General features: G+C 39.2%; 26 protein-coding genes. 23 read left to right on the top strand and 3 right to left on the bottom strand.

What is annotated here, in order from left to right; genetic code table 11:
• The first annotated feature begins 264 nt into the window (after positions 1-264).
• From JOC36_RS05385 to JOC36_RS05350, 9 genes are all read left to right on the top strand, one after another.
• Positions 265-585 (top strand): hypothetical protein, encoded by a 321-nt coding sequence (locus JOC36_RS05385; protein WP_205145488.1) that lies wholly within the window; start codon positions 265-267, stop codon positions 583-585.
• A gap of 11 nt (positions 586-596) precedes the next feature.
• Entirely contained in the window at positions 597-2,756 is a 2,160-nt protein-coding gene (locus JOC36_RS05380) for a hypothetical protein (RefSeq protein ID WP_205145487.1), read from the top strand.
• Between the two features lie 3 nt (positions 2,757-2,759).
• Entirely contained in the window at positions 2,760-3,416 is a 657-nt protein-coding gene (locus tag JOC36_RS05375; RefSeq protein WP_205145486.1) for an ABC transporter ATP-binding protein, read from the top strand.
• A 285-nt stretch (positions 3,417-3,701) separates the two neighbouring features.
• Complete coding sequence (locus JOC36_RS05370) at positions 3,702-4,157, top strand: MarR family winged helix-turn-helix transcriptional regulator (protein WP_205145485.1); 456 nt, start codon at positions 3,702-3,704, stop codon at positions 4,155-4,157.
• A 16-nt stretch (positions 4,158-4,173) separates the two neighbouring features.
• A complete protein-coding gene (locus JOC36_RS05365; protein WP_205145484.1) occupies positions 4,174-4,887 on the top strand; it encodes a B3/B4 domain-containing protein in 714 nt (237 codons plus the stop codon).
• 126 nt (positions 4,888-5,013) lie between these two features.
• Positions 5,014-5,742, top strand: a complete 729-nt coding sequence (locus tag JOC36_RS05360; RefSeq protein ID WP_205145483.1) for an ABC transporter ATP-binding protein — start codon at positions 5,014-5,016, stop codon at positions 5,740-5,742.
• A complete protein-coding gene (locus JOC36_RS08885; protein WP_420825621.1) occupies positions 5,735-6,154 on the top strand; it encodes an ABC transporter permease in 420 nt (139 codons plus the stop codon). Before JOC36_RS05360 ends, JOC36_RS08885 begins: the two co-directional genes overlap by 8 nt.
• Entirely contained in the window at positions 6,154-6,840 is a 687-nt protein-coding gene (locus JOC36_RS08880) for an ABC transporter permease (RefSeq protein ID WP_420825620.1), read from the top strand. The genes JOC36_RS08885 and JOC36_RS08880 overlap by 1 nt, the downstream gene beginning before the upstream one ends.
• Positions 6,841-6,843: 3 nt before the next feature.
• Positions 6,844-7,479 carry a TetR/AcrR family transcriptional regulator gene (locus JOC36_RS05350; RefSeq protein ID WP_205145482.1) on the top strand — a complete coding sequence of 212 codons (636 nt, stop codon included), beginning with the start codon at positions 6,844-6,846 and terminating at the stop codon, positions 7,477-7,479.
• A 35-nt stretch (positions 7,480-7,514) separates the two neighbouring features.
• Here the strand turns inward: JOC36_RS05350 and JOC36_RS05345 are convergent, their stop codons facing one another.
• Positions 7,515-7,907: a hypothetical protein gene (locus JOC36_RS05345; protein ID WP_205145481.1), complete on the bottom strand. Its 393-nt coding sequence runs from the start codon at positions 7,905-7,907 to the stop codon at positions 7,515-7,517.
• A gap of 357 nt (positions 7,908-8,264) precedes the next feature.
• On the opposite strand from JOC36_RS05345, the gene JOC36_RS05340 reads away from it, so the two are divergent.
• The 4 genes from JOC36_RS05340 to JOC36_RS05325 all read left to right on the top strand — a co-directional run bounded on the left by JOC36_RS05340 (position 8,265) and on the right by JOC36_RS05325 (position 10,420).
• A complete protein-coding gene (locus JOC36_RS05340) occupies positions 8,265-8,453 on the top strand; it encodes a hypothetical protein (protein WP_205145480.1) in 189 nt (62 codons plus the stop codon).
• A gap of 176 nt (positions 8,454-8,629) precedes the next feature.
• Positions 8,630-9,394, top strand: coding sequence for a nicotinamide riboside transporter PnuC (gene pnuC / locus JOC36_RS05335; protein ID WP_205145479.1), 765 nt, complete (start codon positions 8,630-8,632; stop codon positions 9,392-9,394).
• 92 nt (positions 9,395-9,486) lie between these two features.
• Positions 9,487-9,636, top strand: a complete 150-nt coding sequence (locus JOC36_RS05330; protein WP_205145478.1) for a hypothetical protein — start codon at positions 9,487-9,489, stop codon at positions 9,634-9,636.
• 91 nt (positions 9,637-9,727) lie between these two features.
• Positions 9,728-10,420, top strand: coding sequence for a YjjG family noncanonical pyrimidine nucleotidase (locus JOC36_RS05325; protein ID WP_205145477.1), 693 nt, complete (start codon positions 9,728-9,730; stop codon positions 10,418-10,420).
• A 47-nt stretch (positions 10,421-10,467) separates the two neighbouring features.
• Here JOC36_RS05325 and rnjA read toward each other — a convergent pair whose 3' ends face one another.
• Positions 10,468-12,150: a ribonuclease J1 gene (rnjA, locus tag JOC36_RS05320; protein WP_205145476.1), complete on the bottom strand. Its 1,683-nt coding sequence runs from the start codon at positions 12,148-12,150 to the stop codon at positions 10,468-10,470.
• A 3-nt stretch (positions 12,151-12,153) separates the two neighbouring features.
• Positions 12,154-12,366: a DNA-directed RNA polymerase subunit epsilon gene (locus JOC36_RS05315; RefSeq protein ID WP_205145475.1), complete on the bottom strand. Its 213-nt coding sequence runs from the start codon at positions 12,364-12,366 to the stop codon at positions 12,154-12,156.
• Positions 12,367-12,566: 200 nt separating this feature from the next.
• Between JOC36_RS05315 and JOC36_RS05310 the strand changes: the two genes are divergently transcribed.
• From JOC36_RS05310 to JOC36_RS05265, 10 genes are all read left to right on the top strand, one after another.
• Complete coding sequence (locus JOC36_RS05310; protein WP_205145474.1) at positions 12,567-13,052, top strand: hypothetical protein; 486 nt, start codon at positions 12,567-12,569, stop codon at positions 13,050-13,052.
• A gap of 46 nt (positions 13,053-13,098) precedes the next feature.
• On the top strand, positions 13,099-13,674 hold the full coding sequence (def, locus tag JOC36_RS05305; RefSeq protein ID WP_205145473.1) for a peptide deformylase: 576 nt from the start codon (positions 13,099-13,101) through the stop codon (positions 13,672-13,674).
• 9 nt (positions 13,675-13,683) lie between these two features.
• Entirely contained in the window at positions 13,684-13,965 is a 282-nt protein-coding gene (locus JOC36_RS05300) for a UPF0223 family protein (RefSeq protein ID WP_205145472.1), read from the top strand.
• Positions 13,966-13,980: 15 nt separating this feature from the next.
• Positions 13,981-14,769 (top strand): inositol monophosphatase family protein, encoded by a 789-nt coding sequence (locus JOC36_RS05295; protein WP_420825619.1) that lies wholly within the window; start codon positions 13,981-13,983, stop codon positions 14,767-14,769.
• A gap of 101 nt (positions 14,770-14,870) precedes the next feature.
• Positions 14,871-16,715: a translational GTPase TypA gene (typA, locus tag JOC36_RS05290; RefSeq protein ID WP_205145471.1), complete on the top strand. Its 1,845-nt coding sequence runs from the start codon at positions 14,871-14,873 to the stop codon at positions 16,713-16,715.
• A gap of 146 nt (positions 16,716-16,861) precedes the next feature.
• Positions 16,862-18,085, top strand: coding sequence for an FtsW/RodA/SpoVE family cell cycle protein (locus tag JOC36_RS05285; RefSeq protein WP_205145470.1), 1,224 nt, complete (start codon positions 16,862-16,864; stop codon positions 18,083-18,085).
• Positions 18,086-18,098: 13 nt separating this feature from the next.
• The gene (locus JOC36_RS05280) at positions 18,099-18,413 is read left to right on the top strand and encodes a YlbG family protein (protein ID WP_205145469.1); all 315 of its coding nucleotides are present in this window, start codon (positions 18,099-18,101) and stop codon (positions 18,411-18,413) included.
• On the top strand, positions 18,413-18,964 hold the full coding sequence (gene rsmD / locus JOC36_RS05275; protein ID WP_205145468.1) for a 16S rRNA (guanine(966)-N(2))-methyltransferase RsmD: 552 nt from the start codon (positions 18,413-18,415) through the stop codon (positions 18,962-18,964). The genes JOC36_RS05280 and rsmD overlap by 1 nt, the downstream gene beginning before the upstream one ends.
• A gap of 2 nt (positions 18,965-18,966) precedes the next feature.
• Positions 18,967-19,443 carry a pantetheine-phosphate adenylyltransferase gene (gene coaD, locus JOC36_RS05270; protein WP_205145467.1) on the top strand — a complete coding sequence of 159 codons (477 nt, stop codon included), beginning with the start codon at positions 18,967-18,969 and terminating at the stop codon, positions 19,441-19,443.
• A 4-nt stretch (positions 19,444-19,447) separates the two neighbouring features.
• Positions 19,448-20,506, top strand: a complete 1,059-nt coding sequence (locus tag JOC36_RS05265; protein ID WP_205145466.1) for a SepM family pheromone-processing serine protease — start codon at positions 19,448-19,450, stop codon at positions 20,504-20,506.
• Positions 20,507-20,646 lie beyond the last annotated feature (140 nt).

The raw sequence follows: 20,646 nt of genomic DNA, 5'->3' as shown, positions 1-20,646 counted from the left end.
ATAAAGATGACGCTGAAATGCATCAAAAAGGTTGTTGAGCGGTAAGAAATTTGAGGAAATGTATAGAGTGATTGAAAGTAAGTCATTCAGCTGGACCATGATGCGCTTCAAAATCGATTTGGATATCGGTATGCTAACAAAGTCGCTAGCGATATAAGTTAAGGAAAGGAGGTGCGTTTGTTGATGGCAGGTAATTCATGGTAAAAGCACTTTATGAATGAATCGATGGATGTGCTGTTGAATGCGAACCATAAGGAGGCATGAATGAGCAGTCAAATGATAAAAAAAGCGATGCTACTTACGGCAATGATGACGGGACTAAGCCTGGGGGCTGAAGCGATTGTACCAGTAAAGATTGAAGCGCGTCTAAGGCAAGCCTCACCAAAGTTTAAAGGGTATCGGATTTCATGGGCATATGGAAGAAAGCCAGCTCTTTATAGCTATTCAGCGGTCCAGACTGGTCGATTTAAACACTCAGCAACAGCAAATCAAACATATTCGGGCCTAAAAAGGAAAGGGGTTCGGGCAGTTGCACAACAATATGTCGGATGGGGGCGTGCAACTGCTTATTGGCACTGTCAGTAATGTAAGGAACGATGACTAGAAGAAAACTATTAACATATCTCATTCAAGGAATCATTGCGATGCAATCAGGGCTGTGTTTATTGCTCGCTTTGTTTCTTTTATCGCAGCATTATGAAAATACTGTTAAAGACTACGGCAAAGAAGAGGCAGGTGCATTCAATCTCTACATCGATCAAGTGGCGGATGATAAGTTAGAGCCGCTATCAGACTTTCTATTATCTAGTAAAGCCTTTTTGATTAAGAAAGAAATTCAACAAAAACATCAGGTCACAAATATAAAAATTTCGGTTGGTGGTAATTTTAATCAGGCTATTGGCCTGTCATTCGGTCATTTGAATCTTTTTGAAAAAACAGATTTACAACAATTGGCTAATCAACCAACTGATAAGATTATTGGACGAGGACAGGGAACATTAAGTTCATTAAAATCAATTCCACGGCCGCTGTTTGCAAGTAATATTTTTGTATCGCAAATTCCAGTTGATGATGCTAAAGCCATTTTAGGAAACTATACGGTTGTAGGATTAAATGGTAAGCAGCAGGCATATTTTATTAAACAGATTGCAAAGATAACAGGGCAAAGCGAAGCACGATTAAGGCAACAGCGTTCAGGTGCACATATCGATAGCTCGTCAATCGGCTTAACATTAAGTATCGGCCTAGGAGTAACATTTATCGTGCTAGTTATTTTATTGACGATCTATTTGATTAGTCGATTTAAGGAAATTGGCATTCTTACCTTAAATGGTTGGGCTAAATACGATATTTTAAAAGTAACCTTTGGCGGATATATTGAATTTGGTGTCGTTATAGTTCCAATCAACATACTTCTGGGAATTTTCATTTCGGGTCTGCAATTTAATGGCATATGGACCTATCTAATTTCTGGTATTATGAGCGTTATCTTAGTCTTGCTAGCCATATTATTGGTCAGTACCATGCTTTGTTTTGTCAGTGATTTAAAGTTAATCAAGGGTTTCTTACCTAAAAAAATGCTTTATGGATTGGGATTTAGTGTGTATGGATTGTTAGCAGTTGGCTTAGTAATTACATCTACTGGACTCGAAGGACCAGTGCGCCAAATTAAAGAAAATACCCGTTTATTAACGGCATGGCAACCGGTCTTAGATTATCAAACTCTGAAGAAATTTGAGGAAGGCCAAAATCCCGGAACATTGGCAGGTACGACACATGCTTTTTCGGAGGAAATCTATAAGTGGTATCAGGCAATGGAAGGAGCAACCGGTGTATATTTAGCGACCGGTGAATACTACTCAAAAAAGCAATTACAAGAGTTAAAAAGGATGGATGCCTATGAAACCACGGTACCAGCAGAGCCATTTACTTTAGCAAGCTTCTCACCAAATTATTTGAAAGATCATGGCATTTATAATAACCAAGCAGTTATCAACCGTGCCAAAGCGGGCAAGCGCATTTACTTAATCCCAGAAAGTATTTCTAATAAACAATTGAAAGCCATCAAAAATTGGTTAATTGAAAATGATACAGCGGACCTCGAACAGGTTAAGAACACCTTCGCGCGACAGCGCCAATTTGAATTCATTAAATATCCCGAGCGGCAGCCAATTTTTACGTGGACAAATCATGCGGATCAATCGGTATTAACGAAAAGCCCTATCATGTTAATTGAAACAAGTCAAAATATGAGCGTGAATGATTATGTCAATTTACATGTAAACACATTGGAAGGGCCTTTGAAATTTAAAAATGAACGTATCTTAAAGATGTACACGCGGGGGAAGGTGCTCAAACAATATCAGCTTGCTGACAATAAGATGAAGTTTGTGCCAGTTCAACAATATATTAATGGTCTTCGAAATGACCTGCGATTTACAATTTACTTATTTATGGGAGTCATTGGTTTTGTTCTACTGATCTTGGCATTAACTTTAATTGCGCTGATGCTAATTTATTCAGTTGCAAATGAGAAAATAATTTTCGTGAAACGCTTGATGGGTTATTCGAATTTAAAAATATATGCCTGGCTCGTAAGCCTCGTTTGTGGTGTAACCGGATTGCAAGTTATTAGTGTGTTGTATTTACATTTAGACATTGGGCTTAAACTGTGTTTAGTCAGTTTTGTGCTGCAAATGCTATTGATGGTTGGTTTTATTAAGGTAAAAGGTATCGAAAAGTTGAAAGGAAAGTGAGTGATGCGAGAGGTTATCAGATTCGAACATGTTGGCAAAAGTTATGAAAACCAAATCGTGTTGAATGATATTAATTTGTCCATCTTTGAAGGAGAGTTCGTGTCGATTGTTGGGGCCTCAGGGACTGGGAAGTCAACTATCTTGAATATCATGGGCTTACTGGAACAATATAATTGCGGTAAAGTCTGGTTGAATGGTCGGTTAGCGCCAGCTATTAATAGTAGCCACGCGACAAGGATGCGGCGTAAGCATATTAATTACTTATTTCAATCGTTTGCACTAATAGAAGATCGAACGGTCAAAGATAATTTGCTTTTGGCGATGCATTTCATGGCTAGCTCTAATAAAGTCAAGCAAATTAAGCAGGTACTAAACCTATTAGAGCTGCAAGACAAGTTAAATGATGTGGTTGGAAACTTATCAGGGGGTGAGCAACAGCGCATTGCCTTGGCGCGGACACTATTAAAACCAGGCGATATTATTTTAGCTGACGAACCAACCGGTGCCTTAGATCCAGTCTTAGCTGAACAATCGTTTGAATTGTTAAAGTTGATTCAAAAAAGACATCATAAAACAGTGGTAATGGTGACACATAATATGGAACAAGCCCGTAGGACAGACCGAGTATTGAAAATGCTTGATTTATCAGTTATTCGGTAGATTTATTAAAAGAATAGACATTTAATTATGTATGAATAAAAACCTTATTTGTCGTTAAAAATGACACATAAGGTTTTTTATTTCGATTATAGTCGACGAAGTTCATAAAATTGTGAATTTATGAGGTGGGTTAAGGATAATCAAGCGTTACGCATAGCGAATCGTGAATATCCAGAGTGTTATGGCCTAATTTTAAATAGATTGAAGCAAAGCTATAACATGGGCAAGCAATTTTGTTGCTTCATAATTGTTGCATTTGCAACTATTATGAAGTAAGATATGTTCATGGAAGAAATAACGAAAGCGATTGGGCATATCTATCGAAGTTTGGAGTCTATTAGTAACCAAGAATTTAAAACAATGGGGCTTGCGAATAATTTGTACGCATACTTAGTTAGAATTGATGAAAATCCTGGGATTATTGCCGATGATTTAGCAAGAGAGTTACGGACAGATAAAACAACGGTTTCACGTGGTATTAAAAAGTTGGTTGAACGGGGCCTGGTTTATACCGTTTATGAAGAAAATGACAAAAAACGAAAGCACTTATATGTCACTGAGCAGGGGCAAGCAAGTTACCGAGTGGTTAATGCTGAACATATCTATTCCGAGCGTCAATTATTAGCAGGATTATCTGAAGAGGAAATTGGGACTTTGAAAAAATTATTGGCGGTTGTTGATAAAAATAGTGACGAAGAATGGAAAAAAGTAAAGCAAGGCTACATTAGACCGTATCGATAGTAGGAGGACTTTGAAAATGAAAAAATTTCAAATTGATCAAAGCTTTTGGGAGCTATTCCCTGAAGCGCAAGTAAATGTTTTAGTTTTACATGACGTGGATAACCATATTAAGAATACGCAACATTCCGAAGCAGTATTGAAGCAAGCTGAGACTAAAGCAGCGCAGTTTTTAACTGAAGATAATTTTAGTGACAATCCTATAGTTCAAAGTTGGCGCCAAACCTATCAACAATTTAAAAAGAAAAAGGGAGCACGTGCTTCGATTGAAGCATTGCTAAAGCGGGTTGATCAGGGCAAGGGCGTTGGTGCTATTAACCCACTTGTCGATTTATATAATAGTATTTCACTCCAATATGGCGTGCCCGTTGGCGCTGAAGATTTATCAACGATTAAAGGTGATATTCATTTAGGTAAGGCTAAAGGTGGCGAAGCGTTCTATCCTTTGGGGGATGATGAAAATGAGCCAGCTCTTCCTGAAGAAATTATTTATTATGATGATGAAGGAGCCATTTGTCGTTGTCTTAATTGGCGTGATGGTAAGCGAACGATGTTAACTGAAGATAGTTCAGATGTCATTATGTTTATGGAAGCAACGAATGATATTCAAAAAGAGCGTTTAGATGATGCAACGCAAGCGTTAAAGACATTAATTAACACAGAAATGGGAGTTGAAGGGACAATGTACCAAGTGGTACAAAATGCGCCAATAATCACATTTGATGAAAAGTAGCCGAATGAGGCTGCTTTTTTTTTGAGAAAAATCGAAATACATATTGACATTGATTAGGACCAAGCATAATATATAAAACATCAAGTGAGTGAGTAATCACTCACCGAATTGAAAGAGGTAATCATTATGGTAGATAATGTGATTCAACTTAACGGTGTATCAAAGTCTTTTGGTAAAAAAACAATTTTGAATAATATTTCATTTACAGTGACCACTGGTGAAATTGTCGGTTTGATTGGACCATCTGGAGCTGGAAAATCCACTTTAATTAAACTGGCGCTTGGGATGGAAAAAACCGATGGTGGTGAAGCGACAGTTTTTGATCGTCAGATGCCAAACCGGCTTGTTTTAAAAGAGATGGGGTATATGGCTCAATCGGATGCTTTATATGATCAATTAAGTGGTCGCGAAAATTTGAAGTTTTTCGCAGCCATGAAAGATATTCCAAATAATGACTTAGCTACTGAAATTGAACGGGTGGCAAAAGTCGTTGAATTAACCGATAGCCTAGATGCAAATGTTTCTGGTTATTCAGGTGGGATGAAGCGGCGTCTGTCGTTGGCAATTTCATTATTAGGGAATCCCAAGCTTTTGATTTTGGATGAGCCCACAGTGGGAATTGATCCGGCATTACGTAAGAAAATTTGGCATGTGCTTCATGCTATGCGGGATGATGGGCATGCCATTTTAGTAACGACTCATGTGATGGATGAAGCCGAGCTAGTTGATCGCGTTTCATTATTACTAGATGGAAAGTTAATTGCCAATGATACACCAAAGAATCTTGAGGCAAGTTATGGTGTTGATACGGTTGAACAAGTATTTTTGAAAGCAGAAGGTGAACAAGATGACTAAAACTTTTGCAATTGCAACACGAGTCTTAAAAGAACTATTTCGTGACAAGCGCACGTTAGCATTGATTTTTATCGCACCAATGGTAGTCTTAGCTTTGGTAAGCTATGTGTTTGGGGTCAACATGACGCCAGATGTACAAGTAACAGGCGTTAATCTACCTAGTCAAATGGTTAAAACGCTCGATAAAAAGGATAATGTCACTGTTAAGCAAAGTGATTCAAAGCAAAAAGCAAAGCAAGTGCTCAAGCAGCATGATACTGATGCTGTGGTGGTGTATAACGAAGATAAGAATCAATATGATGTGACTTATGCCAATACCGATGCAAATAAGACGGGGATGTTAAAACAATTACTACCAGGTACAATTAGTCAGATGAGTGCGCAAAAGTTACAAGGCTCATTTAACAATTAATGGCAAATATGCCTGGACAGCAAAGAACTGAGCAGACTAAGACGCCAACGATTAAAAATAGTTATGTATATGGGGATGGCTCAACAACGTTCTTTACGAACATGATGCCAACGATGATGGGATTCTTCGTCTTCTTCTTCGTTTTCCTAATTTCTGGAATGGCGTTGCTTAAAGAGCGGACATCAGGAACCTTAACACGTCTGCTAGCAACCCCAGTACGACGTTCTGAAATTGTTTTTGGTTATACAATTGGATATGGGGTATTGGCTCTTATTCAATCAACGATTATTGTGTTGTTTAGTGTATATGTCTTAAATATTGAAGTAACGGGATCAGTGATGCTGTTAATTGCAGTGAGTGTGCTATTAGCCATGGTTGCATTAGCCTTTGGCTTATTGATGTCAACTTTTGCCAAGTCAGAATTCCAGATGATGCAGTTTATTCCAGTCATTGTGATTCCACAGATTTTCTTCTCTGGGATTATTCCATTAGCAAATATGGCGACATGGGCACAATGGTTAAGTGATATTTTGCCAATGAAATATGCGGCCAATGCGATGAATGATATTGTATTTTATGGCTCTGGTTGGTCAGGGATTATGGGTAATGTTTTGATTCTGGGTGTATTCTTGGTAGTATTATTAGGGTTAAACATATTTGGGTTGAAGCGTTATCGAAAGGTCTAAAAAATGGCGGATAAAATTTTTAATAACTTTACTGATTGGGTGAATACAACCGACATGCCGAATGGTAAGCGGAAAGTACTCCAAGCTGCCGTTGAACTTTTTTCTGAAAAGGGCTACGCAGGAACGAGTACCTCTGAAATTGCTAAGCTATCCGGCATGAGTGAAGCGACGGTTTTTAAGTATTTTAAAACAAAACATGAATTACTCGAGAGCATTCTGGAACCAATGGTTGAGCACCTTGTGCCATCAATTGCTCAAGATTTTGTTAGTTCAGTCCAAGCGCACCAAATGTCACTCGATGATTTTATTAATTTCATTGTGCATGATCGCTATGCTTTCTTTGCTGAAAATCAGCATGTGATTATGATTCTATTGACAGAATTCTTGACCAACAAAGATTTTGTTGAGAAAGCGAAAACAAAGATTAGTCCATATTTTGAGAATTTGCTAGCACAAGTTGAAAAAATTGGTGGCGATGAGCTAGCTGTTACACCAGTTGAAGTTATTCGAATTGTTGGTGGACAATTGGTGATGTATTTGATGCAACAATTTAAATTGATGCCCGAGGCTAAATTTGATGTTGAACATGATCTAGATGAAATTGTGCAGAGTTCATTGCGGGCAATCAAAAAAGTATAAAAGAAAAAGACACCACTATGCGTGGTGCCTTTTTTTTAGCAATGACCTTTGGCCGAATTTAATAGGGTCTTAGCTTCAGCTAAAGTAATTGGATCACCTTGTTTATTCTTTTCTAGCACACAGCGCCATGTAGAATTTTGCGTATCTTTTGAGAAACGGGCAATTGGGAGACCTTGATAGGTGAGCGTGATGAAGTTTGTCGTGGGGAGTAACGTGTTTAGTTGTTCCATTAGGCCTGCTTCAGTTAATTGACTGGTTTGTGGACGACCACCAATTTCTTTAACGAAACGATAATTGGCGTCTGGAGCCATATGAATACGGATATTGGCTTGTTGTGTGTTGAAGTCAATGCTAGTGACTGTATCCCAAGTCGTTAACATCGTGAGCATATTCGAAATGACAGAGTTCTGCGTGATTGATTGTGTCATTTATCTTTCTCCTAAGCTTGAACTGTTATAAGTGAGGTATGGTATTTTCAATTATTATACTATAAGTCAGCTTTTGGCTGGGGGAAGGGGACTCTTAATGCTAGTATTTATTTTGTTGTCCTTGCTGGTGTTGTTTTTGATTTTCACAGTGATTCGCTTTAGCTTTCGCTTTTTATTTCACGTTGTCTTGCCAGTGGGGCTGATTTTATTACTAATCTACGGATTGATGTCATATTTTCAAGTGTCATTGTTAACGGGGAGTGGATTTTTTTAAATCGACATTGGTAAATGGGGTTAAAAATGGTACAATACTATTAGCAATGCATTTTGACTAGTGCAAGAAGAGAGGCTAAACCAGTGAGTATCGATATTTATACGATTTATAAAGCTGTCATTGTTTTTAACCTGCTCTTTTTAGTGATTTGTGGCATTGGCGTTTACCAAGGTGCCAAAGAGAAAAATCTGTATTCAACGTTATGCTATGCTTTGTTGATATGCGGCATTATCATCGCCGTTGGTTTAACTTATCAAGCGAGTGGTTTTTAACAGCAATCAAGTTAGTTTTTAAATAAAAAGATCGAATGCCTAAAGATTTAGGCTTCGGTCTTTTTTGTTAGAATTTTTGGACAAGAATGAGAAAAATCATCATGTTAAAACGTTTTAAAACATGTAGAATGAAGGACATTGTTTGAAAATTTTATGCAATAAGTGGGGGCTTTAGGATGACGACATCATCACAAGAACATTGGTTAAGTTGGAAGAACATTAAACAAAATATTCATGACGTATTTACTTGGCAATATTATAAAGAAGGTTTTTCAGGCTGGTCAACTCAATCATATATTTGGTTGGCGGTTGGCTTAACTGTGATTATTGGGACTGGATTTATGCATGGTTTTTCAACCATGACCTTAATTTCAGTTCTTGGGGGTGCGATTGGTTTCACTTGTACCCTGGCTATTACTAATGCCAAACGGTTGAATGGTGTTTTAGGATTTGTTTCAGCGTTTTTAATTTCTTATGTGGCTTGGCATGCCAATAATAATGCGGATATCTTTATGCAAATGGGTTATGTGCTAGCTTTGGATATTCCCGTGATTTTGTTCGGTAATGCTTGGAATGAACGAAAAATTCATGATATGGATAAAATGGGTTGGTTGATCCTGATTGGAACCTTTGTCGTGATGTTTGGATTTCTTTTCTGGATTGATACGCATGTCTTTATTTCACCACGACCATGGATTGATGCTTTCTCAGCTGCCGTTGGGTTTACCGGAGCCGCTTTAATGTTGGGAAAGTATTCAACCCAGTACGTACTTTGGACAATTCAAGGAGTAACATCATTGATCTTGTGGTTTATGACGGCGCAACAAGGGGATGCTAATTGGGTGCTCTTTGCCACGTACATGCTATATATTGGGAATGATATTCTAGGATTATTCTTTAGTCCTTGGCGTTTGTTCAATCGCCATAATCAAAACAGTTAGTTTTAAATTAGTGTGTTATAATGCTTGTAAGCAATGATTGAAATTGCTGAAATGTTTATTAGTTGAAGATGGAATCTGAGGAGGTAACGACAATGAGTCTTATTGGAACTAAAGCATGGGCAAAGCAGCTCCTAAAGGAAAACGGACACAAGCAAATTATGATTAATAAGCGCCCGGTTCGTCTAGCGAATGCCAAAGCACAAGCCTTATATAGCGAGATCTTTCGTTTAGGTCTTAAGTAATTTAAATAATCAGACGTAAACAGGCTAGTTTAGCCTGTTTTTTTGTGCTAATATCAACCATTAAGAGAATGAAGAAGATGGTGATGCAATCATGAAATATAAGTATTTGATTTTTGATTTAGATGATACCTTGTTTGATTTTAAAGGTGGTGAGATGGCTGGGTTACGTCAAGTGTTGCATGATGTTGGTTTGTCAGGTGAACACTTAGAACAAGCAATTAAAACTTACCTCAAAATTAACCGGGGGCTTTGGGCAGCTTTTGAAAATGGAGAGATTGAGAAAGCAACCATTCATCAAACGCGTTTTGATAAGTTACTCGAAGTACTAGGCATCTCTGGAGACGGACAAGCATTGGAACGGGCTTATCGACAACAGTTAAACACCAATTATCGTTTATTGCCTGGTGCTAAAGAATTATTGGTGGAATTGCAGGCAGCTGGTTACCATTTAATAGCTGGAACGAATGGTGAAGCCCAAACGCAACATCTACGCTTAGAACATACAGGCTTATTACCATATTTTGAAGGTGTTTATATTTCTGATGAAATGGGCGTGGCTAAGCCTAATCCAGCCTTTTATACACGAATTTTCGCTGACTTTCCAGATATGACACATGAGAATGCGGTCATGATTGGTGATGGTTTAGCTTCAGATATTCGTGGGGGAGCGGCAGCTGGGTTAGACACGATTTGGGTCAATCTTAACCAAAACGAGTTGCCTGAAACTATACATCCCACTCAGGTTGTGACTGACTATGATGAATTGAAACAGGCTGTGCAATAATTAAGCAACAAAAAAAGGACTAACCTAAATGGGTTAGTCCTTTTAATTTATACCATAATGAAAATTGGTAGAATCAATGGGCGACGCTTTGTCTTATCATATAAGAAACGTTGCAAATGAGAAACGACAGCATTTCGAATACTATGTTCGCTTGCATTTGGTTCGCGCATTGCCATTAGAATCGTGTGGAAGATTTCCTTACGACCTTCATTGATGAGATCTTCTGATTCACGCATGTAGATAAAGCCACGTGATAGAATATCTGGTCCAGCGGTAATTTCTTTGTTGGCTAAGTCAATCGTCGCAACGACAACGACAAGTCCGTCCTCTGAAAGTAATTTACGATCGCGTAGCACAGCAGCACCAACATCACCAATACCATTACCATCGACATAAGTGTCTTCAGCAGGGAAGTGATCAGCTAAGCGAGCTGAATCAGCCGTCAAAGCTAATACATCACCATTATCCAAGATAAAGGTGTTATCTTCTGGAACGCCAACATCATGTGCAAGGCCTTCGTGCACCTTCAACATGCGATACTCACCGTGGACAGGCATGAAGTACTTTGGCTTAATCAATGATAACATCAATTTTTGTTCTTCTTGACCACCGTGACCGGAAGCGTGAATATTATTGACCTTACCATGAATCACGCGAGCCCCAGCTTCTTCTAGTTCGTTAATGACACGGTCAACAGAAGCGCTGTTTCCGGGGATTGGTGAACTAGAGAAAATGACAGTGTCATTAGGTTGAATCTTAATTTGCTTATGTGTTCCATTTGCAATGCGGGCTAGGGCCGCCATTGGTTCACCCTGTGATCCAGTACATAGAATTAATACTTTTTCAGGGGGAAGCTTATTTGCTTCATGGGCATCAACAAGCATATCCTCTGGAATATCTAAGTAACCAAGTTCAAGCCCGTTTTTGACGGCACTTTCCATCGAACGGCCAAACACAGCAATCTTACGACCATGTTCCAGCGCTGCTTCAGTTGCCATTTGGACACGTGACATATTTGATGCGAAAGTTGCAAAGATAATGCGACCTTCAATCTCGTCAAATAACTTGTGGATGGTTTTACCGACCCAGCGTTCTGACTTAGTAAATTCATCTCGTTCCGCGTTAGTTGAATCTGACATCAATAGCAGCACACCTTCAGAACCAATGCGGGCCATCTTTTGTAGATTAGGTGGTTGCTTGGTTGTTGGGGTGAAGTCAAACTTAAAGTCACCAGTTTCAACAATTGTTCCAACAGGGGTGTGTACGGCGACCCCATAGGTGTCAGGAATTGAATGGGTTGTCCGGAAGAATTCGACACTCATGTTGTCATACGTTAGCACGGTATCTTCGTCAATTTCATGCAACTCAGTTGTATCAAGTTGATTGTGTTCTTCCAATTTGTTCTTGATGAGGGCCATCGCAAGCGGACCAGCATAAACTGGCACGTTGACGGCATCCAAAAAGAAGTGAATGGCACCAATATGGTCTTCGTGACCATGGGTAATCACTAGGGCTTTAATCTTGTCACGATTTTCTTTTAGATAAGTGTAATCAGGAATGACATAGTCAATCCCGAGCAAATCATCTTCAGGGAACTTCACACCAGCATCGATAATAATGATTTCATCACCATATTGAATACCATATGTGTTTTTTCCAATTTCACCAAGACCACCTAGAGCATATACCGCCACTTCTTCGGGGTTAATATTTAGCTCCATATTGCTCATAAATTAAAACTCCGTCAATTTGAAATCAGGACTTTGTTGTTCATAAGCAAGGGCTTTTTCTGAGAGCTCTTCGATTTGTTCAACATTGTATTCTGTGTTTGATTCAACCAACTTACGAGCAGTTGGAAGATCTGGAACATCCATATAAAGTGAATGTGTATCTTCACGCTTTGGATTCCGCTTCTTTGACTCTTGATAATATACTTTAAAAACCATGTCTAAACTCCTTTAAATAATTCAATTTTTCCGTATAGTCTTATTGGTTATATTACCAGAAATTTGGCTAAAAAACTAGTGTTATGGTTTTGCGTCTGCTAAAGTCACGATTTTATACGAAAATTATCCAAATGATGCCTTATTTATGGCATACTTAAACACACAAAGTGAGTCCACTAAATCTCGGTAAAGGTGACTTTATGAAAATTGTAATTTTAATTGGAACCCTAATCGCCATTCTTTGTTTTTTGACAATTTTTCGACGCACAGGGCGACGTTTAACGGAACGTCAAATTATTCAATCACAACAAATTGTTAATGCTGCCATGACGCAGGCTTGTAACCAACTCAATGATTCGATTGGAATTAAGCAACCGCAAAGTCAATTGCGTTCAACACTAGTGGCGAACATCTGGGGCCATGAAGTGATGGCATTTGAATTTATCTTGCCGATTGAACGCGTGATGAATCGTGAATTGATTCGCACACAGTTAAATGCTGCATTAGAGAATTACGCGCAGGCACATGCTGTTTCAAAAATTTCAGATGATGAGCCAGCATTATTAGTGACGGATTTATGGTTTAATCAAGAGCAAACGGTGTTACATGTTGACGTGGCACATGTGGATAATGAAGAAACATTAGCTTATCTACATGATTTAAGACGGCTCAATCAATCAGTTTAATGCTATACTTGTAATAAAGATTTTATATTGGAGGGTATTTACAATTATGTATCGAATGGACCAAGTTGTACGGGATGGGGATCCAGTACTAAGAAAACAAGCAGAAAAAGTGGCTTTTCCGCTATCTGATGAAGACCAACAAGTGTCAAAGGATATGATGGAATACTTGATTATTAGTCAAGATGAAAAAGCTAATGAAAAATATGGCCTTCGACCAGGCGTTGGTTTGGCAGCACCACAAGTTGGTGTATCAAAGCAATATGCATCAATTTTAATTCCAAATGCCGATGTTGACGGACAAGAAGATCAAGATGAGCCATACTACTTCAAGGGGACCATTTATAATCCAGTCATTACTCGCCAATCTGTTAAGCAACAAGCTTTAGCTGGTGGAGAAGGCTGCCTATCAGTTGATGCTGATCAACCAGGATTTGTTGAGCGTTCTTACCGGATTACAGTGCGCTACCAAGATGAAACTGGTGCCGAACAAGAATTAAAGTTGCAAGGTTATCCTGCTGACGTTTTCCAACATGAAATTGATCATTTACATGGTACGCTTTACTATGATCACATTAACGAAGCAAATCCATGGGAAGAGCATGATCGGACACGTTACATTTAAGGAGCGCATATGGCGGATAAGAATTTTACATTGCCTTTTTTAGATGGCTGGTCAACACAAGATATCGTGGCCGTGAGTCGTTTGTATGATGCGGTTGCAACTGCCTATGAAACGGGGATTGAGCGGCAAGATTTATTAGATGCTTATCGTGGTTTTAAAGAGGTTGTGCCAAGCAAAGCTGAAGAAAAGCAACTTGACCGTAGTTTTCAAGCAGAAAGTGGCTATTCAATTTACCAAACGATGAAACAAGCTCAATCCAGTCAAAGTGCACGTGTGAAAATGCCAGACTAAAAGAAAGACATACCTATGGAAATGACAATTGAACAAATCGATCAAACGGTATTAGGATGGTTAGCCAATGCGCGACAACAAATTTTGGAGAGTATTAAGCAACCACTTGACGTTGATGAAAAATCAAGTCAGCGTGATTTAGTAACTAATGTCGATAAAGAAATTGAACAATATTACGTCCAACAAATTCATGCCTTAATGCCACAAGCCCGGATTATTAGTGAAGAAGGTTATGGCGATGACGTCCAAACTATGGATGGGGATGTTTGGTTTGTGGATCCGATTGACGGCACCCTTAATTTTGTCAAACAGCATGATGAATTTGCGTCTATGTTAGCGTTATATCGTGATGGGCAACCGGTGCTCGCTTGGATTATGGATGTTATGAACGATCAAGTTGTACATGGTGGTCCTGATTATGGGGTGTACTGTAACCAAACTCGATTAACAATGGGGCCTGATTACGGATTAACTGATGGATTAGTTGTCCTTTCAGGGGTACGTTTGTTACTTGATCAACATGCTTTTCAAGAAATTGCTAAGAGTTCAATTGGTTTTCGAATCTATGGCTCAGCTGGGATTGCCTATATGCATGTGCTCTTAGGTAAAGCTGTGGCGTATGTTAGTGAAATGAAGCCATGGGACTTTGCAGCAGGTGCTGCTTTAGGACAAGGCTTAGGGTTAAAAGTTAGTGATGTTGACGGCCAACCACTAAATATGTTATTATCAGGGGCAGTAGTCGTTTCAACTCCGCGTGCCCATGCTGATATCATGGGAATTGAAAAGCAAGCAAAGGGCCTCTAAGTGAAATTGGAGGTCTTGTATTTACATATAAATACTAGGACCGTTGAGAGTTAGATACACAACAATTTATATGTTGGAACAGAGTTAAGGAGATTAGAATTTTGGCAAAACGTGAAAACTTACGTAATATTGCGATCATCGCCCACGTTGACCATGGTAAGACAACTTTGGTTAATGAGATGTTGAAGCAATCAGATACACTTGATGCACGTACTGAGTTGGGTGACCGTGCAATGGACACCAACGATATTGAAAAGGAACGTGGAATCACAATCTTGTCAAAGAATACCGCTGTTGAAGTGGGTGACAAGAAGATTAATATCTTGGATACACCAGGACACGCGGACTTCGGTGGCGAAGTTGAGCGTATCATGGGAATGGTTGACGGTGTACTTTTGGTTGTGGATGCCTTCGAAGGTACTATGCCACAAACACGTTTCGTGTTGAAGAAGGCCTTTGAACAAAACTTGACACCAATCGTGGTGGTTAACAAGGTTGACCGTCCAGGTGCTCGTCCTGAAGAAGTTGTTGATGAAGTGCTTGATTTGTTTATCGAATTGGGTGCCAACGAAGACCAACTTGATTTCCCTGTAGTTTACGCTTCAGCTATGAACGGAACATCATCAAAGGATCCTGACTTGTCAACACAAGAGCATACAATGGATCCTATCTTTGAAGATGTCTTTGAATATGTTCCAGCCCCTGAAGATACTTCAGATAAGCCATTACAATTCCAAGTGGCTTTGCTTGACTATAACGACTTCTTGGGTCGTATCGGTATTGGACGTGTCTTCAATGGAACAATTTCATTGGGTGACAACGTTACGGTTATGAAACTTGATGGCTCAAAGAGTAACTTCCGCGTTACGAAGTTGTTTGGTTTCAACGGTTTGGACCGTGTTGAAATTGAAACAGCCAAGGCTGGTGATTTGATTGCCGTTTCAGGTATGGAAGAAATTTCTGTTGGTGAAACTGTTGTTAGCCCAGAGCATCAAGAAGCTTTGCCAGTGCTACGTATCGACGAACCAACTTTGCAAATGACATTCCGTACGAATGATTCACCATTTGCTGGTCGCGAAGGTAAGTTTGTTACTGCGCGTCAAGTTGAAGATCGTTTGCATCGTGAACTACACACTGACGTTTCATTGCGTGTTGAAGACACAGATGAAGCTGGTGCATGGTTAGTTTCAGGTCGTGGTGAATTGCACTTGTCAATCTTGATTGAAACAATGCGTCGTGAAGGTTACGAACTACAAGTTTCTCGTCCTGAAGTTATCTTCAAGAACGTTGATGGTGTTGATTCAGAACCATACGAAAACGTGCAAATTGATACTCCTGACGAGTACTCTGGTTCAGTTATCGAATCATTGTCAAACCGTAAGGGTGACATGTTGAACATGGAACAAACCGGAACTGGTACAACTCGTTTGGAATTCTCAGTGCCTTCACGTGGATTGATTGGATACGCAACTGAATTCATGTCATTGACACGTGGATATGGTATCTATAACCACACATTCTCAGAATACAAGCCAATTGTTAAGAACTGGAACCCAGGTCGCCATAACGGTACTTTGGTTTCAATTAACCAAGGACCTGTTACAACATATGCCATGATGGGTGTTGAAGATCGTGGAACAATGTTCGTGCATCCTGGTGATGAAGTCTATGAAGGTATGGTTGTTGGACAAAACTCACGTGATAACGATATTTCAGTTAACGTGACAAAGGCAAAGAACCAAACTAACGTGCGTACTTCTAACAAGGACCAAACTGCATCAATCAAGACGCCACGTGATATGACGCTTGAAGAATCATTGGAGTTCTTGGCTGAAGATGAACTTGCCGAAGTAACACCAGAACACGTTCGTATCCGTAAGCAAATTTTGAATACAAGTGAACGTGAAAAGGCTGCTAAGCGTCGTAAGATTTCAACGCAAGGCTAATATTAATTTATCCATTTAAGGTATGTTCTTAGAAATAAGGACATGCCTTTTTGTTTGCATTAAAAATGTCGCACGATAATTGGGGTGGTAGGCTCTAAATATGCTAAAATAGAAGTTATGATTACAAGAAAAGGAGTGATGCTTTTATGCAAGCAAATAATTCAAAGCGTCAACCTCAAATCGCGGCTGGATTTAAAGCATTCTGGCAAGCGTTAAAATTAAAATTTCGTTATTTGGATGGTTGGATTTTCGGATCAATCATGGCCTTAATGGTATTTGGGACGTTAATGGTATTCACCTCAAGTACAAACATGGCGACTGGTTCTGCAACAAGTTTTTTTATTAAACAAGTCTTTTTTGCCATTCTATCAACTGGCATTATGTTATTCCTTTTTACGATTGGAATTCGTTGGCAAAGTAAAGCTTACAAACAATTTTTGAAATGGGCGATGATTATTTTAGTTGGTTTGCTCGCCATTACGAGATTCTTCGGCCCGGTAACAAGTGGCGCGCATGGCTGGCTATATTTGTTTGGCTTTGGTTTTCAGCCAGTTGAGTATTTTAAAATTGCGATGATTTTGTGGTTAGCGATGCGTTTCTCTGATGTTTTTAGAAATAAGATGGCGCCTGGTAAGCAATATTTGCCAATGTTATTAAACTATAAAACGACGGCGTTACCTGCAATCGGGATGCTACTTGATTTCTCAATGCCTGATTTCGGAGGTTTTGGTATTTTACTAGCAATTGCCGGAGTAATGTTATTAACGGCAGGGGTACCAGCAATCTGGTTGCTATCATTTATTGTAGTAATTGCTTTGCTCTTATTCTGTATGCCAATTTTGATTCCATTATTGGAAAAAGTCGGTTTTATGCATTATCAATTGCAACGTTTTGAAGCTTATATAGATCCTTGGAACGTGGGCTATGCTGGGCACCAATTGATAAATTCATATTATGCGATTAGTAATGGTGGTTTCTTTGGTCGCGGACTCGGAAATAGTATTCAAAAACTTGGATATTTGCCGGAACCAAATACTGATTTTATTATGGCAGTTGTCGGTGAAGAACTTGGTGCCATTTCAATTATTCTAGTATTAATTGTGATTGGTATTATTGTTTGGCGAATTATGCTATATGGTACACGCACCAAAAATATGGAATTCCGTTTGATTCTTTATGCTACGGCCATGTTTATTATGGTACAAGTGCTTGTTAACCTCGGTGGGGTTACAGGAGTTTTGCCAATTACTGGGGTGACATTCCCATGGATTTCATACGGTGGTTCGTCATTGCTTGCATGGGGAATCATGATGGGCTTTGTGCTCAATATTATTGGACGCTTAAGGCTACAAAATGAAAAACAAAAGTGAGGTGGCTTAGAAGATGAGCTTTGAAATAAAAAAAAGGCGTGCATTAATTGTTTATATGAAGAACATGCGCCAAGCTCGTCAGCTACGACGGTTTGGAATTGTTAATTATATTTCAAATAAACTAAAATATGCATCAGTTTATGTTGATGAAGCCGACGTGGATGAAAAGAAGCGGTTAATTGAACGGCTAGGGTTTGTTGATCATGTGGAAGAGTCACATTGGCCGGAGGTTGATACAACTGTGGGCGGACAACAAAATGAAGAAATTGACTTCACATTAGATAACGATGATGTGTTTGATGATGAAGCGCAAGAAAAGGAATTATAATGCGAATTGTTAGTGGTGAATTTGGTGGCCGGCCGCTAAAAGCGGTCCCAGGTGATGCAACACGGCCAACTACAGATAAAGTCAAGGAAGCAGTTTTCAATATGCTCGGCCCTTATTTTGATGGCGGTCGTTCATTAGACTTATACGCAGGTTCTGGCGGTCTTTCAATTGAAGGGGTGTCACGAGGTATCGATGAAGCGGTGCTAGTAGACCGTCAATTTGCAGCTATCAAGACAATTAAGAGTAATATTGAGGTAACTAAGAAGCCGGAAGCCTTCAAAGTTATGAAAAGTAATGCCGAATCAGCAATTGATAAATTAGCTGGCTCAGCACCATTTGATATTTTGTATTTTGATCCACCATATGCAAAGCAAACCATTATCAAAGATCTTGAGCGTCTAGTATCACGTGAATTAGTGGCACCACACGCGCTTGTGATGGCTGAAACTGATCAAAATGCACAATTGCCTGAGCAAATTGGGAATTTTAAACAAGTTAAACAGCGTGATTATGGGATCACGGTAATCACTATTTATGAATACGAAGGTTAATCATGAAAAAAGCATTATTTCCAGGGAGCTTTGATCCAATTACGAACGGACATCTCCATCTAATTCAACGAGCAACCAATTTGTTTGATGAAGTTATTGTTGGCGTAGCTCAAAATACAGGGAAAAATGGTTTGTTCACATTAGATGAACGGACACAGTTAGCACAAGAAGCCGTTCAAGCGGTACCTAATGTACATGTGGCGACGATTGATGGATTGACTGTAGATTTCGCGCACAAAAATTCAGTTACCGCTATTATTCGTGGTTTACGAAATGCGCAAGACTTCAATTATGAACAACCCATTGCAGCAATGAATGCAAAGATTGGACAAATCGAAACATTGTTCATGCTGGCAGATCCAGATGATGTCATGATTTCTAGTTCAGTGATTAAAGAAATCGCCCATGCTGGGGGCGATGTTAGTGCTTTTGTGCCAACAAATGTGAATGAGTTATTGATACAAAAAATTAAGGAGTAGCTCCATGCTGAAACGTTTTTGGTCTTTTATAAAGCGACATCGGGTCGTTGTAATTTCAATGGCCGTGGTGCTATTTGTCGTTGGGATGGTATGGCCACTACCGCTTTATGCTGAGCGGCCTGGAACCGCAGCCGATTTAGCTAACTATATTAAAGTTGATAAGAAGAAGCCAAAATTGAATGGTGATTTCATGCTAACTTCAGTGGCAATTATGCCTTTGAACGGAGTAACACTGATTTGGAATTTATTTGATCCGCATGCAACGATTGAAACCAAATCAGCGGCCTTGGGTGGCAGTGCATCTGAGCAAGATGATCAGAAAATCAATAAAATATATATGAAAACCTCGATTAATGAAGCCAAGGCTAACGCTTATAAAGCTGCTAAGGTGCCTTATCAACGTGATTTTCATGGTATCTATGTCATGGCCATCCAACCTAATTCACACTTTAAGAAGAAGTTACAGGTGGGGGATACGATTGAAAGCATTAATCAAAAACATTATCAGAGCGCGCAAGCTTTCCAGAAAACGATTCGTAAGCAAAAAGTGGGTACAAATCTGACAGTTGGCTATCGGCATAATCAAAAGCAAAAAGAAGCAACGGCTAAAACAGTTGCACTTGCTGGTACTAAAGATGTCTCAGGAATTGGTATTATTTTAACTGATGATGTTGATGTTAAATCTAAGCGGCCTGTATCGGCTGACTTAGGAGATATTGGTGGTCCTTCGGGTGGCTTAATGTTTGCTTTGGAAATGTATGATGCTTTGTCACCAGTTGATTTGGCGAATGGACGCCAAATTGCAGGAACGGGATCAATTGATAAAAATGGTCGGGTTGGTGAAATAGGTGGTATTGATAAGAAAGTAATTGCCGCCCACGAAGCCGGTGTTAAAATTTTCTTAGCGCCATACGTGAAACCTACTAAAGAAAATTTGAAATATGAAGAGGATGGACAAACCAACTATCAATTAGCTAAGAAAACAGCTAAAAAGTATGCTCCTGATATGAAGGTAATTCCGGTCTCTACATTTAATGAAGCCATTGACAAGTTACAGAAATAGGGGATTGACTAGGGTTCACTTTTTTGCTAACATTTATTCAGTAAATTCGTACAGATAGTATGTGGTAACACATACCGATAATAGAGGCGAAATACTACTTTTGTAGTATTTCGTCTTTTCTTATGTCAAAAAATAAAGCG

The organism is Weissella uvarum, from assembly GCF_016908785.1.
Classification (GTDB): Bacteria; Bacillota; Bacilli; order Lactobacillales; family Lactobacillaceae; genus Weissella; species Weissella uvarum.
Note: the sequence above shows the minus strand (reverse complement) of the source record. Positions and strands in the feature narration are given on the sequence as shown.